The 15253-nt window shown below is 69.6% G+C and carries 16 protein-coding genes; 6 read left to right on the forward strand and 10 right to left on the reverse strand.

Annotated features, from left to right (window positions below; translation table 11 throughout):
- Positions 1-19: 19 nt before the first annotated feature.
- The gene (locus ABZX37_RS17125) at positions 20-160 is read left to right on the forward strand and encodes a hypothetical protein (RefSeq protein WP_354740474.1); all 141 of its coding nucleotides are present in this window, start codon (positions 20-22) and stop codon (positions 158-160) included.
- Positions 161-316: 156 nt separating this feature from the next.
- Here ABZX37_RS17125 and ABZX37_RS17130 read toward each other — a convergent pair whose 3' ends face one another.
- From ABZX37_RS17130 to ABZX37_RS17145, 4 genes are all read right to left on the reverse strand, one after another.
- Positions 317-1156 carry an aminoglycoside adenylyltransferase domain-containing protein gene (locus tag ABZX37_RS17130; protein WP_354740476.1) on the reverse strand — a complete coding sequence of 280 codons (840 nt, stop codon included), beginning with the start codon at positions 1154-1156 and terminating at the stop codon, positions 317-319.
- 18 nt (positions 1157-1174) lie between these two features.
- Positions 1175-1783, reverse strand: coding sequence for a CatB-related O-acetyltransferase (locus ABZX37_RS17135; RefSeq protein ID WP_354740478.1), 609 nt, complete (start codon positions 1781-1783; stop codon positions 1175-1177).
- A gap of 261 nt (positions 1784-2044) precedes the next feature.
- Entirely contained in the window at positions 2045-2200 is a 156-nt protein-coding gene (locus tag ABZX37_RS17140) for a hypothetical protein (protein WP_354740480.1), read from the reverse strand.
- 53 nt (positions 2201-2253) lie between these two features.
- Positions 2254-2883 carry a DUF5701 family protein gene (locus ABZX37_RS17145; RefSeq protein ID WP_354740482.1) on the reverse strand — a complete coding sequence of 210 codons (630 nt, stop codon included), beginning with the start codon at positions 2881-2883 and terminating at the stop codon, positions 2254-2256.
- Positions 2884-2979: 96 nt separating this feature from the next.
- Between ABZX37_RS17145 and ABZX37_RS17150 the strand changes: the two genes are divergently transcribed.
- Together ABZX37_RS17150 and ABZX37_RS17155 are read left to right on the forward strand one after the other, a co-directional pair.
- Positions 2980-3618 carry a TetR/AcrR family transcriptional regulator gene (locus ABZX37_RS17150; RefSeq protein ID WP_354740484.1) on the forward strand — a complete coding sequence of 213 codons (639 nt, stop codon included), beginning with the start codon at positions 2980-2982 and terminating at the stop codon, positions 3616-3618.
- A gap of 339 nt (positions 3619-3957) precedes the next feature.
- Positions 3958-5484: an MFS transporter gene (locus tag ABZX37_RS17155; RefSeq protein ID WP_354740486.1), complete on the forward strand. Its 1527-nt coding sequence runs from the start codon at positions 3958-3960 to the stop codon at positions 5482-5484.
- Between the two features lie 79 nt (positions 5485-5563).
- On the opposite strand, the gene ABZX37_RS17160 is transcribed toward ABZX37_RS17155, so the two are convergent.
- The 3 genes from ABZX37_RS17160 to ABZX37_RS17170 all read right to left on the reverse strand — a co-directional run bounded on the left by ABZX37_RS17160 (position 5564) and on the right by ABZX37_RS17170 (position 7905).
- On the reverse strand, positions 5564-6409 hold the full coding sequence (locus ABZX37_RS17160) for an SAM-dependent methyltransferase (protein WP_354740488.1): 846 nt from the start codon (positions 6407-6409) through the stop codon (positions 5564-5566).
- A gap of 137 nt (positions 6410-6546) precedes the next feature.
- On the reverse strand, positions 6547-7098 hold the full coding sequence (locus ABZX37_RS17165) for an isochorismatase family cysteine hydrolase (RefSeq protein WP_354740490.1): 552 nt from the start codon (positions 7096-7098) through the stop codon (positions 6547-6549).
- A 45-nt stretch (positions 7099-7143) separates the two neighbouring features.
- Positions 7144-7905 (reverse strand): alpha/beta hydrolase, encoded by a 762-nt coding sequence (locus ABZX37_RS17170; protein WP_354740492.1) that lies wholly within the window; start codon positions 7903-7905, stop codon positions 7144-7146.
- Positions 7906-7970: 65 nt separating this feature from the next.
- Between ABZX37_RS17170 and ABZX37_RS17175 the strand changes: the two genes are divergently transcribed.
- Entirely contained in the window at positions 7971-8390 is a 420-nt protein-coding gene (locus ABZX37_RS17175; RefSeq protein WP_354740494.1) for a MarR family transcriptional regulator, read from the forward strand.
- On the opposite strand, the gene ABZX37_RS17180 is transcribed toward ABZX37_RS17175, so the two are convergent.
- Entirely contained in the window at positions 8333-9331 is a 999-nt protein-coding gene (locus ABZX37_RS17180) for a YafY family protein (protein ID WP_354740496.1), read from the reverse strand. The two genes, ABZX37_RS17175 and ABZX37_RS17180, sit on opposite strands and share 58 nt — an antisense overlap.
- Positions 9332-9414: 83 nt before the next feature.
- On the opposite strand from ABZX37_RS17180, the gene ABZX37_RS17185 reads away from it, so the two are divergent.
- Positions 9415-9798, forward strand: coding sequence for a VOC family protein (locus ABZX37_RS17185; RefSeq protein WP_354740498.1), 384 nt, complete (start codon positions 9415-9417; stop codon positions 9796-9798).
- 495 nt (positions 9799-10293) lie between these two features.
- Here the strand turns inward: ABZX37_RS17185 and ABZX37_RS17190 are convergent, their stop codons facing one another.
- Positions 10294-11988, reverse strand: coding sequence for a bifunctional diguanylate cyclase/phosphodiesterase (locus ABZX37_RS17190; RefSeq protein ID WP_354740500.1), 1695 nt, complete (start codon positions 11986-11988; stop codon positions 10294-10296).
- A gap of 578 nt (positions 11989-12566) precedes the next feature.
- Positions 12567-13475 carry a class I SAM-dependent methyltransferase gene (locus ABZX37_RS17195; protein WP_354740502.1) on the reverse strand — a complete coding sequence of 303 codons (909 nt, stop codon included), beginning with the start codon at positions 13473-13475 and terminating at the stop codon, positions 12567-12569.
- A gap of 135 nt (positions 13476-13610) precedes the next feature.
- Here ABZX37_RS17195 and ABZX37_RS17200 point away from each other — a divergent pair, with 135 nt between their 5' ends.
- Positions 13611-15215: a thiamine pyrophosphate-binding protein gene (locus ABZX37_RS17200; RefSeq protein WP_354740504.1), complete on the forward strand. Its 1605-nt coding sequence runs from the start codon at positions 13611-13613 to the stop codon at positions 15213-15215.
- Positions 15216-15253: the final 38 nt, after the last annotated feature.

Below are 15253 nucleotides of genomic sequence, written 5' to 3' on the forward strand. Positions count from 1 at the left end.
ATTGTGCTAGTACAGGCAGATGAGCGACCCGATCGAGGAGGCAGCGCTGTCCGGCGCGACGGCGGCCGAGATCGCGCTGTCGGTCGAGGGCGCCATCTCCGCCGGACGGCTGGCGGCCGGCTGCTCACCGTGCGCGACCTTGCCGCGCGGCTCGAAGTGAGCCCGGTGCCCGTCAACGCCGCCTGCCGGACCCCGCCGCAACCGTGGCCTCATCGCAGCCGCCGGTCGCGCTGGGACGCGCGTGCTCGAACGAACCGCGCCGACGAACCGCGCTCTCGGCGCCCCCGGCCAGGCCAACGCTGGCCCGATCCGTGAGCTAGGCCAAGGCGAGTGCGTCGTCGATCGTCGCGTCCAGGAAGTCGAGGGTGTCACGTCGTCGCGCCAGGGGATTCCGGTAGCTGCGCCGGCCTTCCGCGCCTTCGGTGCGCAGGCTCAAGCTCTCCGCGATGATGCGCTGCCACCGCTCGTCGAATTCCCTTGCCGCGTAACGGCCCGCGCCGCACTTGGACGTCATCTCCCCGGTGGCCAGCAGATAGTGCAGACGGCTCACCCCGAGCACTGCCCACACCGGAAACCACGGGCTCATTCCGATCGCGAGCGACAACGCACTGGCGCGCCGGTTCTTCTCCCACCACGGCCGCCAATAACGGCTCAGGTTGTCGACGGTGAACGCGCGCAAGGCATCCTGGTCCGCCCACATGTCCGCATCGGACGGTTCCGGTCCGCGCAGCGCGATCCCGCGGCTGGCGAGTTCGCAGAACATCACCGGGTTGAGACCGTCGCGACCCGACTCGGTGAACCGGTTTTCCTGCGCGCACGGAACGTCCGGGCAGGCATCCGGTCCGGCGGCGAGGTCGGCCCAGGTGAGCACGACTCCGTCGAAATGCGGTTTCGGGAACTGGGCGACCGTCGTGCCATGCGCCAGGGCCAGCGCCTCGATCTCGCCAGGTTCCGCGCGTCGGTCAGCGACCGCGACGAAGTCGATGTCGCTGGACGTGCTCAGCCGTCCGCGTCCGGCGCCGCGGGCGTGGAAGTCGCCGAAGCAGACCGAGCCGACCAGGTAGAAGCCGGTGACCAGCCCCGGTGCGACTCGGTCCACTGTGGACAGGAACAGCGCGGTGCTTCGGCGGACTTCCTCGGGTATCTCAGCGGGCACGCCTGCCACGTTACCGAGTTACGCGAGTTCGGCCGCCGCCTTCGCCAGTTCGTCGACGCTGCCGGACATGACCGTGCGGACGTGCTTGGTGAGGTGCTCCACCGGCCAGTCCCACCACGCGATCGCGAGCAGCCGTTCGACGTCCTCGTCGCTGTACCGCCGCCGGATCAGCTTGGCCGGATTGCCGCCGACGATGCCGTAGTCCGGCACGTCGTCCACCACGACGGCCCCGGACGCGACGACCGCGCCGTGCCCGATGCGGACGCCCGGCATGACCATCGCCCGGTAGCCGAGCCAGACGTCGTTGCCCAGCACCGTGTCGCCGCGGCCGGGTAGGCCGGTGATGACGTCGAAGTGCTCGGCCCAGTCGCCGCCCATGATCGGGAACGGGAACGTCGACGGCCCGTCCATCCGGTGGTTCGCTCCGTTCATGATGAACCGCACGCCCTCGCCGAGCGCGCAGTACTTGCCGATCACGAGCTTCTCCGGCCCGTAGTGGTACAGCACGTTGCGGGTCTCGAAGGCGGTCGGATCGTCCGGGTCGTCGTAGTAGGAGAACTCGCCGACGTCGATCAGCGGCGAGGTGACCAGCGGCTTCAGCAGCACCACTCGCGGCTGGTCGGGCATGGGGTGCAGGACGGTCGGGTCGGGGGAAATGGGGTCTCTCCTCGGGGTTGGGTGTCAGTGGCAGTGGTGGATCCGAAGCCCAGCTGGGTGTGCTGGATGCCCTGCTGGTGCCAGTCGGGGTTGTCCGGGCATCGGGTGCAGGCGGAAACGAAACCGAGCCGGGTGTGCCGGTTGCTCCACCAGCACGACCCGCGGCTGTTCGGCTACGGGTGCAGGGCGGTCGGGTCGGGGGAAATGGGGTCTCTCCTCGGGGTTAGGGCTTCAGCAGCGGGTGGTGGTGGACCCGAAGCGCGGCCGGGTGTGCCGGATGCCCCACTGGTACCAGTTGGGGTTGCCCGGGCATCGGGTGCAGGCGGAACCGAGACCGGGCCGGGTGTGCTGGTTGCCCACCAGCGCCACCCGCGGCTGGTCGGGCATCGGATGCGGAGCGTTCGGGTCTGGGAAAGCGGGCTCTCCTCGGGGTTGGGGGCTCAGTGGCGGGCGGCGGCGGACCCGAAACCGAGCCAGGTGTGTCGGTTTCCCCACCAGCACCAGCCGACCTTCGGGGCGTTGCGGCGTTCGCTGCCGTCGCGGCCGGTGCCGTTGCTGATCCACAGCGCTGGTGTGCGGGTGTCGAACGTGCCGTTCTCCTTGCGCAGCCGGGAGCCGATGGTCATGAAGCAATGATTGCGCTCGAGCACCGAAGGCTGTTGCAGCACCCAGTGGATCCCCTCGGTGAGCAGCAGCGGACTGCGCCCGGCCTTGGTGATCGCGGGCAGCGCCTCTTCGGGGCTCCAGTTCCCCATCTCGTCGCCGCGGTCGAGGCCGGTGACCAGGTACAGCGGCGCGTCGGGCAGGTCGACGTCGCGCGGCGCGAACTGGTCGACGTCCGGCATGTCCGTGACGACGAATCCGGCCTTGCCTTCGCGGCGTAACAGCGGCGTGAGCGCCGACGCTGGCGCTCGATCCGGGTGGATCGCCAGCAGCGCGCCGTCCGCGTCGCTGTGGGCTGCCGCGAAAGTGCGCAGGTCGGCGGCGGAAAGCTGCGCGATTTCGGGTACCTCCAGCGAGATCAGGTGCTCCGCCTGGTCCGCGAGCGACGGGAGAGCGGCGATCGACAAGTGGTTCTCCTTCGGGTTATGTTTACGTCGGTAGTAAAAGTATGCCGAGACTCGGAACTGCTGTCAAGGTAAAATTACGTCGGAGGTAAGTTTTCGATGGAGCTAGGCCTGCGGGAAGTCAAGAAGCAGGAGACGCGCCAGCTGATCTCCGACCACGCGACGCGGCTGTTCCTGGAGCAAGGCTTCGAGGAGACGACGATCGCCCAGGTCGCGGAGGCCGCGCGGGTCGCGAAGAAGACGGTGACCAACTACTTCGCCCGCAAGGAAGACCTGGTCTTGGACCACCAGGAGGAGTTCGTCGCGACCCTGGCGGCGGCGGTGTCCTCGCGGGAGCCGGGGGAGTCCGCGCTCGCGGCGCTGCGGCGGGCGTTCGAGGCCGCGGTCGCCGCGAAGGACCCGGTGGTCGGGTTCGCGGGGCTGGAGTTCACTCGGATGATCGCCGAGAGCCCGACGTTGTCCGCGTGCCTGCGGGGCCTGCACCGGCGGCGGGAACGGGCCTTGGCCGACGCGCTGGCGGACGCGGCGGGCAGCCTCCGGTCGGACATCACCGTCCGGACGGCGGCCGCGGTGCTGGGGGCGGTGCACCACAGCCTGTTCGAGCGGATCGAGGAGCTGACCCTCGCCGGACGGCCGGACGACGAGATCGCGGAGACGGTCGCGGCGGAGGCGCGGAAGGCGTTCGACCTGCTGGAACCTGCGCTCGGGAACTACGCGGTGACCCCCGCGACGTCCTAGGCCGCGTCCGTGAGGGGAACCCTGCGGACTCTGATTCCCAATGCCAGGAACTTAAGCCGCGTTACCTCGGCCCGCTGGTCGTCCGCAAAGGACTCCGGCAGTGTCGAAATGCCCGATTTGTCACCGTGTGGCCAGGGCTTGAAGTACGTGAGGGACTCCTTGAGGGAATCAGAGTCCCTCAGGGTTCCCCTCACGGACCGGTGCCTCGGCTGAGCTCGCTCACCGAAACTCGCCCGAAAAAGTTTTCCCCGGGGATGTCGATCCGCCCGCACCCCGATCGTCGCGTCAGTGAGACCGGTCGGCGAGACCGCCGGCGAGGCGACTTCAGGGGAGAGAGCAATGAGCGCAGGACGACGCGAGTGGCTGGGCCTGGCGGTGCTGGCCCTGCCGACCGTGCTGTTGTCGCTGGACATGAGCGTGCTGCACCTCGCGGTTCCGCACCTCGCCGCGGACCTGCGGCCGTCCAGCACGCAATTGCTGTGGATCATCGACGTCTACGGCTTCATGATCGCCGGGTTCCTCGTCACGATGGGCACCCTCGGCGACCGGATCGGCAGGCGGAGGCTGCTGATGATCGGCGGCGGCGCGTTCGGGCTCGCGTCGGTCGCGGCGGCGTTCTCGACCAGTCCGGAGATGCTGATCGCCGCGCGGGCCGTGCTCGGGATCGCCGGGGCGACGCTGATGCCCTCGACGCTCGCGTTGATCAGCAACATGTTCCAGGACCCGAAGCAGCGCGGCACCGCGATCGCGGTGTGGATGAGCTGTTTCATGGGCGGCATGGTGGTCGGCCCGGTCGCCGGCGGGTTCCTGCTGGAGCATTTCCGCTGGGGTTCGGTGTTCCTGATGGGCGTTCCGGTGATGATCCTGCTGCTCGCGACCGCGCCGAAGCTGCTGCCGGAATACCGCGACACCTCCGCCGGACGCCTTGACCTCGCCAGCGTCGGCCTGTCGCTCGCGGCGATCCTGCCGGTCATCTACGCGCTCAAGGAAATCGCCAAGAACGGCTTGTCCCTCACCGAAATCGTCGTGCTCGCCGCGGGGCTCGCGGTCGGCGCGGTGTTCGTCCGGCGGCAGCGGCGGCTCGAGCACCCGCTGCTGGACCTCCAGCTGTTCCGGGTGCGTGCGTTCAGCGCGGCGGTGGCGATCATGCTCGTCGGCGCGGTCACCATGGGCGGGGTCTTCCTGCTGGTGAGCCAGTATCTGCAGATGGTCGCCGGGCTGAGCACGGTCGACGCCGGGCTGTCGCTGGTCCCGCAGGCGCTGGCGGTGGTCGTCGGGTCGATGATCGCGCCGCGGCTGGCGCGCCGGTTCCGTCCGGAATTCGTGCTGGGCTTCGGAATGCTCGTCGCGGCGGGCGGGATTCTGTTGTTCACGTTGGCCAGCGGGTCCGGTGGTGTGGCATTCGTGGTGCTGGGCATGTCGATCGCGAGCTTCGGGATGGGGCCCCAAGGCGTGCTGTGCACCGAAATGGTGGTCGGCTCGGTCCCGCCGCAGCGGGCCGGCGCGGCTTCGGCGATGTCGGAGACCAGCGCGGAATTCGGGATCGCCATGGGGATCGCGGTGTTCGGCAGCGTCGCGACGGCGGTGTATCGCAACCAGATCGCGGTTCCGGCACACGTGCCCGCCGCGGCGGCCGCCCAGGCGACCGACAGCATGGCCGGTGCGATGGCGGCGTCGGCGACGCTGCCCGGCGCGACGGGGGAGCAGTTGCTGGCCACGGCACGGGACGCGTTCACCTCGGGGCTGCACACGGTGGCCGGGATCGGCGCGGCGATCGTGGTGGTGTTCGCGGTGGTCGGGATGGTCGCGCTGCGGCGTTCCCCGGCGGCGGCTAAGGCGGAGGAGCCGGTGCCAGTCGCGTCGTGACCGACAAAAGCGGGCCGGTGTTCCAGCCGAGCTGCTAGCTCAGCCGGAGCACCGGCCCGCCTGCGAACCTGGTGTGCCGTCAGGGTTTCCGCGCGACCCCGACCGCCACGATCCGCTGGGCGACCGTCGGGGAGCCCAGCAGCGGGCCGTCCGGCCACCATTCGACCACCGGCACGATTTCCGCGGGCTTGTTCGGTCCGCTCGGGATCAGCTCCATGTCGTGGAACAGTTCCTTGATCTCGGCGCGGGTGCGGGACGAGACGTCCTTCATCGATCCGTTGTGGACCGACTCGATGATGCCCTGCACCGCTTCGTCGTCCGCGGAGCCGTCGTGCGCGTCGAGCAGGTGCGAGATCGCCACGTACGAACCGGACGGGAGCCGGTCGATGAATTCCTTCGTCACCTTCGCCGGTACCTCGCGGTCGCCGGTCTGGTGGTGCAGGGCGAGCAGGAACAGCACCGCGATCGGCTGGTCCCAGTCGAGGTGCTCGGTGACCGTCGGGTGGTCGAGAATGCTCGGCGGGTCGAAGAAATCCGCCTGGATGTATTCGGTGAACTCGTTTTCGTCGAGCAGCGCCCGTCCGTGGCTGGCCACCACCGGGTCGTAGTCGACGTAGACGACCTTCGTGCCCGAATCCGCGCGCTGCACGATCTGGTGCACGTTCTCCGCGGTCGGCATGCCGGAACCGCAGTCGATGTACTGGCGGACGCCCGCGTGATAAGCGAGGAACCGGCAGATCCGGGTCATCAGATGTCGGTTGACCCGCGCGGTCTCCGCGATGTCCGGCATCACCCGGGCGGCTTCCCTGGCGACCTGCCGGTCGATCTCGTAATTGTCTTTCCCGCCCAGCAGAAAGTCGTAAACGCGGGCGGCGCTCGACTGGTCCGGGTTGACTCCCGGCGGTGCGTTGACTGCGTCGGCCACGACGCGTACCTCCCGCGTGCTGACACGGTGATAGTTGCCGTACTGAGAGTAGCGGACTTCGCCGACGTCGCGAAACTGGTGCCGCCAGTACGCCGCCCGGGCTCTTTTCAGTCCGCTGACCAGCGGCGATCACGTGCTCAGGCAGTCCTTCCGGTCCACTCGGCACAGGTCACGACCTCGAATCCCCGGCTGGGGAACACTTTGTCCAGCAGGAAGTCGTTGACGTTCTGGTCGCTGTCGGCGCATCCGTCGCGCAGCACGGTCACCTGGTAGCCGCGGTCCGCCGCGTCGTAGCACGTCGCGGTGACCATCGCGCTGGTCGCGACCCCGGCGATCGCGACGTCGCGGATGCCCCGGGCACGCAGCACCAGGTCGAGATCCGTTCCGGCGAACGCGCTGGCCCGGCGCTTCAGGACGACGACGTCCTCTTCGGAGACCGGCAGCGTCAGTTCAGTGCCCGGCGAACCCTCGTGGAAAGCGTCTCCGGCGTCGAAGAAGGAGCGGTACAGCGCGCCGTCGGGCAGGTCGGTTCCGTTGTCCCGCATGGCGAAATGCACGAATACGACGAGTGCGCCATTCTTGCGGGCACGCGGCAGCAGGTCGGCGAGCGGCGGCACGACCTGACGGGCGAACGGGTAGCCGTCGGTGATGCCTCGCTGGATGTCGCCGACGATCAGTGCGGTGGTCATGAGAATCCCCCTTTTCGCTAGCCGCCATTTAACCCGCAGGCGCGGTCAGTCGTCGAAGGTGAGCAGGGCTTCGAGCAGTTCTTCCGGAGTTTCGACCTGCGGCAAATGCCCGGTGCGAGGAAGCACGGTGAACGTCGAGCCCGGGATCGCGGCGGCGTACGCCTCGCCGTACCGCGGATCGGCGATGCGGTCGCTTTCGCCCCACAGGACGTGGACGGGGATCTCGGCGTGGCCCAGCCGTTCGACCAGGGTCGGGTCGGTCATCGCCGGGCCGGTGTAGCCCACCAGCGCCGCGACGTCCGGGCTCGGGCCGCTGCTGCCGGACGGCGGGGTCGGCGCCTTCGCCGGGTCGTGGAACGAGAACTGCTGGATTTCGGCGACCGTCTTGCCGCGGACGTCGGCCAGCGGATGGCCGTCGACCTCGATGCCGATGCCGTCGACGACCACCGCGCGGCTGACTCGCGGGCTGTGCAGCAGGGCGATTTCCGCGGCCAGCCAGCCGCCGAAGCTGTTGCCGACCACCGTGACATCCGAGACGTCGAGGTGGTCGAGCAGCGCGACGTACGCCTTGGCCAGTGCGGTGACGTCGGTGAGTTCGGCGGCTTTCGGCGTGCCGTTGAAGCCGGGGTGGGTGGGGAGCAGGACTCGCGAGCGCGTGCGTTCGGCCAGCAGGCCGGCGAAACCGGCCATCGTCGCGACGCCGCCTCCGCCGTGCAGCAGCAGGAAGGTCCGGGTGCGGTCGTGGTCCTGGACGGCGATGTCGACCGGGCCGGTGGACGGGAACTGGAGGATCCGGGGGGAAGTCATATCAGGAACCTTATATAAGGAAGTTGATATAAGCAACCTGTCTTGAACGAGGTAGGCTCCCGGCCATGAAGTACCGCCACGCCGACGTCGCATTGGCCGTCAAGCGCCTGCAGCACCGCCATCACCGCGCGCTGAGCCAGGCGTTGCAGCCGCTCGGCCTGTCGCTGGTGCAGTGGGACACGTTGCGGCACTTGGACAATCACCCGGATGCGTCGCTGCACGACCTCGCCGTGCTGACCTTCCAGACCGACCAGTCCTTCGGCACGCTGGCCGCGCGGATGGTCGATCGCGGCCTGATCGAGCGGGTGCCCGGTCCGGGTCGCGCGGTGCGGCATCGGCTGACGGAGAAGGGCGCTGAGCTGCGGTCGGCTGGGCAGGAACTGGCGGACGTGGTGGTGAGGACGTCGTTCAACCGGCTTTCGGCGGCTCAGGTGGATGAGCTGGGCGCGTTGCTGGACGTCGCGCTGGAGTCTGATCCGGCGTAACCGGTCAGCCGGTCGGCGAGGGCGCGCATATGGTCGCGGAGGGCGTCCGGCTGCTCGATGACGAACGGCCGGTCGAGCGCGGCGAGCCGGGGCGGGATCCAGTCGAGGCGTTCGGCCCGGATGCGCGCCCGCGTCCACGCGCCGTCCGCCTCCAGGATGGCGATGGACGGCGGGAACACCGCGCGGATCTCCTCCGCGGTCGCGTCGATCCGCACGGATACGTCGTGTCGATGCGGTGCTTCGGCGATGCCGGTGAGCACCTGCCGCATCGGGTCGAAATCCGTTGGGGCGCTGAAGGTTCCGTCCTGCGGTTCGGCCCGTTCGATGCGGTCGACGCGGAACGTGCGCACCTGCCCGGCACTTGAGTCGAAGCCGGTGAGATACCAGCGGCCGGAATGCGCCACGACACCGTAGGGCTCGACGACGCGTTCGCTGCTCCGGCCGTGCGCGGCGGTGTAGGCGAGTCTGATCGGCCGCTGGTCGCGCGCGGCCTCGGCGACCGCGAGCAGCACTTCGGCCTCGGCGGTGAGCGCGGCCCGCGCGGGTGCGGTGAAGTCGGCGACCTCCAGCAGCGCGTCGAGCCGACGCCCGAGCGCCTCGGGCAGCACCCGGAGGACCTTCGCGACCGCACTTTCCGCAGCCGCGACCGACGTGGTGACCAGCCCCGCGCGGCGGCCCGCGACCAGCCCGAGCAGGACCGCGAGCGCCTCCTCGTCGGTGAGCATCAGCGGCGGCATCCGGTAGCCGGGCGCGAGCCGGTACCCGCCGTAGCGGCCGCGCACGGAGCGGACCGGAATGTCCAGGTCGAGCAGGTGCTCGACGTACCGGCGGACAGTGCGCTCGTCCACGTCGAGCCGTCCCGCGAGCTCGGCGACGGTCCGGGTGCCGCCGCCCTGCAGGATCTCCAGCAGCGCCAGCACGCGGGCGATCGGCCGGGTCATGCGGAGAATTCTCGCAATACCGGGCGGATCCTGTCCACTATTGCTTCTAGCGTGGCCACTGAGCAACGAGAGAGGAACTGGCCGTGCAGTTGACTTCCGTCCGGATCATCACCGGTGACATCGACCGTCTGACGTCCTTCTACGAGCAGGTGACCGGCCTCGTCGCGAGCCGCCCGGCGAAGCAGTTCGCCGAGTTCGTCGGCGAGACCGCGACCCTGGCGATCGGCAGCGCCGAGACGATGACGCTGTTCAGCGCGGGCGCGGCGGTGCCGGAGTCGAACCGGACCGTCATCCTGGAATTCCAGGTCGAGGACGTGGACCGCGAGTTCGCCCGGCTCCGGCCGCTGCTCGCGGAGGTGGTGCAGGAGCCGACGACGATGCCGTGGGGCAACCGCTCGCTGCTCTTCCGCGATCCGGACGGCAACCTGGTGAACCTGTTCGCGCCGCAGAGTGAGGAGCGTGTTTGATTGCCGCGACTTCGTCGCGGCGGAGAAATCGCCTTCATCCGGTTTCTTCCCTCCCGATCCGCTCGGCCCGGGGGGCCGATCGGATCGCTCAGTCCAGAAACCGGGGCGATTTCTCGGTGTGGCTGGGTGAGGGAGCGAAGGGAGCGGAGCGGGCGGAGTGGGCGGAGGGGGCGGCGGATGAGCTGTCGGGTTCGCCGCGATTCGCGAGGCAGCTGGGATGTTTCCCGGCGAGAAGCTGACCTCGTAACAGGCCCGGATTTCCGGGGGTTCCGGCATGTCTTGCGGATGCGGCGGTCGGCGCTGTCGTCCGGCGACAGGGTGCTGCTGGTGGACGGCTGGATCGAGATGGGGAGTTAGGCGCTGGCGGTGCGTGAGTCGGTGACTGAGGCGGGTGCGGAGTTGGTTGGTTGTGCGGTACTGGTCGATCAGCTCGGTCCAGCCGCGCGGTCGCGCATGGAAGGTTGCACGCGCTGCTGACTGCGGACGAACTGCTGGCTATTGCTGGGTCAGCAGCAGCGGCGATCGGCCGTTCGTTTCCTTGCTGCCGCGGAGAATCTGCGCCCGGCCGGCGCCCGGCCAGCTGTTGACCCAGCTCGAGCCCGGGATCTCCTTGGCCTGCTTCTTCAGCGGCGCCAGCAGCCGCGCGCTTTCGCGGTACGAACCCGCTGAGGCACCGGTCTGGACGAGGCTCGCCAGGGAGAGCGTGACTGACACGCCGTCGGCGGACCAGCCGTGGCCGAGGACCGCGTCGGCGAGCGAGGTGATGTCCTCTACGCCGCAGACGACCAGGAAATCGTCGCCGCCGACGTGGCCGACGGTGACGTCGCCGAGTCGCCGGGCGTGGTCGGTCAGCGCCCGGCCGATGGCGCGGATCAGGTCGTCGCCCGCGGCGAACCCGGCGGTGTCGTTGAGCCGCTTGAAGTGGTCGATGTCCAGCCAGGCCACGACAAACGGGCGTCCGGCGTCCGCGCGGCGGGCGACGTCCTGGGCGATCGCGTCGCTGCCGGGCAGCCGGGTGAGCGGGTTGAGCGCGACCGCGGCCTCGACCTTCACCGCGGCCATCCGGCGCACCACCTCGTTCGGCCGGACCACGCCCTGGTAGCGGCCGGACGCGTCGGTCACGACGAGGTCGTCGCCGCTGTGCTCGGCTCCGCCGTCGGCGATGATCTCGAGCAGTTCGCGGGTGCCGGTGTCGATCCGGACGAGCCGCGGCGGGCCGGCCAGTTTCGCGGCGGGCTTCCCGGCGTACAGCGCGTGCCCGTACCGGCCGGTCACCGCCAGCAGGAAGCGCATCCGGTCGATCGTCCACTGTGGACGCGCCTGCTGGTCGAGCCCGACGATGGCCTTCGGCGCGTGCTCGGCGGACAGGATCGCGTGGACGTCGTCGCAGGTCGCGTCGTCCGGCAGGGTTTTGGCCTGGCGGAGGAATTCAGGAATCCGCAGTCCGGCGGCGGGCGAGACCGCCGTGGTGCCCGGCTGGTCGCCGCGTTCGGCGGTGGGCAGCACGCGTTCCGGGGCGGCAGTGGCGAACAGATTCCCTTGCACGAGACGGATTCCGGCGCGTCGCGCGACGTCGAGTTCCGCGTCGTTCTCGATTCCCGTCGCGACGAGCCGCAAGTCGGTTTGGGTGGCGAACTGCACCAGCGCCTCGACGAGCGCGACGGTCGACGCGTTCGCCGGGAGCCGGCGCAGCGTCGCGCGGTCCAGCTTGATCATCTCGATCGGCGCTTCGGCGAGGAGGTTCATCGGCAGGCCCGCGGCGCCGAGCCGGTCGAAAGCCAGCCGGAAGCCGAGGTCGCGGAGCCGGTGCAGGCCCTGCAGCAAGGTCCCCGGGTTCGGGACGGCAAGCGGGGCGGTCACTTCCAGCACGACGTCGGCGGGACGGCGGCCCGCGCGTTCCAGGGTCTGCAGCAACGGGATGAACCGCTCGGCGGGCGCGCCGGCGGCGCTGGCGCTCAGATTGAGATGCAGCGACACCCCGGCGGCGACCTGCGGGGCCGCGGCGGCCGCGCGGGCGGCGAGGTCGAGGTCGGCGTCGATCAGCTGGGCCTGGTCGCCCGCCGCGTCGAGGAGGTCCTGGACCCAGCCCGCCGCCGGATGCCCGACCGCTTCGACTGCGACAGCCGAGCCGCTGTAGAGGCTGTACAGCGGCTCGAAGGCGAAACGGACCTGGTCGGCAGGGGCGAGCACCCGCAAATCCTCGCCCGGAACGCACGGATCTCCACAAAACCGTTATCTCCCGTTGACCTGCCCGGTCAGTGGCCGAACAGGAAAACTCTTCGGGATCGGGTGCTGTGCTTGGGATTCGCGACCGCGCTGGGCAAACCCTCGGTATGGCTCGTGACCACCATCACAAATCGGCTACGAACCAGGTGTGACCAGGCGTGATGGCTCGACCACTGGCGATGCGCCCGTGGCGGGGAGGGCGCGGCGTGCTGTGAGGGGAACTCCGAAAGGCTCAGCTTCCGATGTCAGGGATTTGAGTCGCGTGGTCGCAGGTTGCTGGCTGTCCATAAGGGACGCAGGCGCTGTCGAAATGCCTGATTAATACCCGGATTACCGTTTCTGCAAGTCCGTGAAGGGCCCCTTGAGGGAATCTGATTCCCTCAAGGGGCCCTTCACGGACCACTGCCCCGACGCCGGGGACTCAAGGCGGCGTTGCGGGGGCGATTGCCCAGGTCGAAGGACTTGGGCAGGGCAGGTGCCCGTGAGGGGAACCCTGACGGACTCTGAGTCCCTCAGGGTTCCCCTCACGGAACGCCGACCCGCTAGCCCAATTCGCCGGTGATGTACCGAAGGTCGCCCATGCGCAGATCGTCGTCCTGAAGCGGCGGCAGACCGTTGGCCGCGAGCAGTTCCCGGACGGTGCTTCCCCGTACCGTCCAGCCGAGCCCGGTCAGGTAGGGAGCCGCTTCGTTGCGCTCGCCGAAGTAGCGCAGCCTCGTCATGTCGGTGTCGAACCCCTCGCCGCGCCATTGCTCGGAGATGCGGTCGAGGCGTTCCTTCGTCTTGTCCTCGTCGCCGGGACGCGGGTTGGGCCGGTTCTCGGTGGCGACCCGGCTGCCCGGCGCGCTGAGTTCGGTGATGGTGTCCAGCAAGCGATCTTGGGCTTCGGGCGGCAGATATCCCAGCAGGCCTTCGGCGCTCCACGCGGTCGGCCGGGCCGGGTCGAAACCGGCGGCGCGCAGTGCGGCGGGCCAGTCTTCGCGCAGGTCGACGGCGACCGCTCGCCGGTCGGCAGTGGGTTCGGCGCCCAACTCGGCCAGGGTGCGGGCTTTGAACTCGACCACTGGCTCCTGGTCGATCTCGTACACCACGGTCCCGTCCGGCCAGGGCAGCCGGTAGGAGCGGGAGTCCAATCCGGACGCCAGGATCACGGCCTGGGTGATGCCCGCGTCAGCCGCGCCGAGGAAGAACTCGTCGTAGAACTTGCCGCGGATCTTGGCCGCGTCGATCCAGATCTGCCCGACGAGGGTGCCGGAGGCGGACTCGCCGGACGCCAGCTTGGCGAGCAGGTCGACGCCGACTGCCTGGACGAGCGGTTCGGCGAACCGGTCCGAGAACAGCGTGCCGTCCTCGCGGGTCGCGATCGCCCGGGCCGCCGCGGCCATGGTCGCGGTCGCTCCGACGCTGGACGCCAGGTCCCAGGTGTCTCCGTCGTGCCGGGCAGAAGTCATTGAGCCGCCTTGCCTTTCGCCGGGTGTCGAGACCGCAACCTACTCCGATCCCGACACCGTGTCGCACAGTTCGCCGGGTTTCTTCCGTCGCCGCGTCGGAGCGCCCGGCCCGGCGTGCTGCGTAGCGTGCCGGGCATGACGGCTGCCGCGCGGTTGCTGGAAACCTTGGCGCAGTGGGGGGTCGAGCACGTCTTCTGCTGCCCCGGCACCAGTGAGATACCAGTGCTCGAAGCTCTTGCCACCCGACGAGGCGGACCCGAGTTCGTGCTGACCACGCACGAGGCGATCTCGGTGTCCATGGCCGACGGCTACGCGCGCGCCTCCGGACGGATCGGCGTGGCCTACCTGCACACGAACGTCGGGGTCGCGAACGGCCTGGCGCATCTGTACGCGGCGCAGGTCGCACGTAGCAGTGTCGCGATTCTCGCTGGCATCAAAGGAACGGCGACCCTCCCGCACCGCGCGTTGACGACCTCGCCGCGCTTGCTCGAAACGGCCGCGCCGTACGTGGGCCATGCTTGGCAGAACCTCCGTGCGGAGGACCTGCTGGAAGATCTCAGCCGGACGCTGTGGCACACCACGGTCGTTCCGGAACAACCGGCGATTCTCACGATCCCGCAAGACCATCTGACGGCCGAACCCGGCGTCGCGCCTCCGGTCCGCCGGGGTGCGCGGCAAGGCCCGGCCGCGGAAGCGGTTCGACACGCGAGCGCGCTGCTCGACGCGGCACGGCGGCCGGTGATCGTCGCGGGATCGGACGTTGCCCGGCGACGGGCCGAGGCAGACCTGGCGCGGTTGGCTGAGCGGCTTGGCGCGCCGGTGTTCGTGGAGTCCCGGCGAGACCTCGAACGGTGGTCGTTCCCTACGGATCATCCGCACTACGCCGGATTGTTCGAGCCCCGCGCGCCGCTGCTGGCGGAGGCCGACCTGCTGGTGCTGGCGGGCATGCCGACGCCGCTGGAGTTCTCGGCCGAGGTCGCGGCGCTGCCGCCCGGCGTCCCGATCCTGCATCTCTCCGAAGACGCCGCCGAGCCTGGTCGCCGCTACGTGCCAGCCGGGGCGGTTGTCGGCGACACCGCTGCGGTGCTGCGCGGACTGGCCGAAGGGATCCGCGCGCCTTCTCGGGACGAATGGCTTGCCCGGGTGCGGAAGGACAGCGAAGCCCGGCGAGCCCGTTGGGCGGCCGAAGTTCCGTGGGACGGGGAGTTCAGCGCCGCGCTCGCGATGCGCACCCTCGCGGACGTCATCGGCGGGGAACGGCTGCTGGTCCTCGACGCGGTGACCTCGACGCTGCCGTTGCTGCGGTTTCTCCAGCGCACGCGGGCGGATTCGCTGTTCGCCACCGCGAGCGGTTCGCTCGGCTGGGGAATGGGCGCGGCGGCGGGCGTGGCGATGGCACGGCGAGAGCGGGTGCTCGCGGTGGTCGGCGACGGCGTCGTCCAATTCGGCGTGCCCGCGTTCTGGACCGTCGTGCGGTACCGGTTGCCGGTGACGTATCTCGTGGTGAACAACGGGAAGTACCAAGCCGTGGTCGCCGGTCTGAAGAAAAGCGGAGGCGAGCGAGCGGAGTATCCGCTCACCGACATCAGCGGCGTTGAGATATCCGCGTTGGCGCAGGCGTTCGGCATCAAGGCGACGACTGTCGACGACGCCGACGGGCTGCGGGCCGCACTCGCCGAGGACCCGGAGGACGGTCCGCGGCTGATCGAGGTCCGCGTGAACGACCGGCTGTGGCAATGATTCCGACACCGTGTCCAGTCGCTGGCGCGGGATTTGCG

This window comes from Amycolatopsis sp. NPDC004079, assembly GCF_040610415.1.
Lineage (GTDB): Bacteria > Actinomycetota > Actinomycetes > Mycobacteriales > Pseudonocardiaceae > Amycolatopsis > Amycolatopsis halotolerans.

Coding starts and splice junctions, on each gene's coding strand:
- ABZX37_RS17135 (WP_354740478.1), bottom strand. CDS start 1,783: ATGCCCGACCAGCCGCGAGTGGTGCTGCTGAAGCCGCTGGTCACCTCG.
- ABZX37_RS17165 (WP_354740490.1), bottom strand. CDS start 7,098: ATGACCACCGCACTGATCGTCGGCGACATCCAGCGAGGCATCACCGAC.
- ABZX37_RS17155 (WP_354740486.1), top strand. CDS start 3,958: ATGAGCGCAGGACGACGCGAGTGGCTGGGCCTGGCGGTGCTGGCCCTG.
- ABZX37_RS17125 (WP_354740474.1), top strand. CDS start 20: ATGAGCGACCCGATCGAGGAGGCAGCGCTGTCCGGCGCGACGGCGGCC.
- ABZX37_RS17175 (WP_354740494.1), top strand. CDS start 7,971: ATGAAGTACCGCCACGCCGACGTCGCATTGGCCGTCAAGCGCCTGCAG.
- ABZX37_RS17170 (WP_354740492.1), bottom strand. CDS start 7,905: ATGACTTCCCCCCGGATCCTCCAGTTCCCGTCCACCGGCCCGGTCGAC.
- ABZX37_RS17195 (WP_354740502.1), bottom strand. CDS start 13,475: ATGACTTCTGCCCGGCACGACGGAGACACCTGGGACCTGGCGTCCAGC.
- ABZX37_RS17180 (WP_354740496.1), bottom strand. CDS start 9,331: ATGACCCGGCCGATCGCCCGCGTGCTGGCGCTGCTGGAGATCCTGCAG.
- ABZX37_RS17200 (WP_354740504.1), top strand. CDS start 13,611: ATGACGGCTGCCGCGCGGTTGCTGGAAACCTTGGCGCAGTGGGGGGTC.
- ABZX37_RS17150 (WP_354740484.1), top strand. CDS start 2,980: ATGGAGCTAGGCCTGCGGGAAGTCAAGAAGCAGGAGACGCGCCAGCTG.
- ABZX37_RS17140 (WP_354740480.1), bottom strand. CDS start 2,200: ATGCCCGACCAGCCGCGGGTGGCGCTGGTGGGCAACCAGCACACCCGG.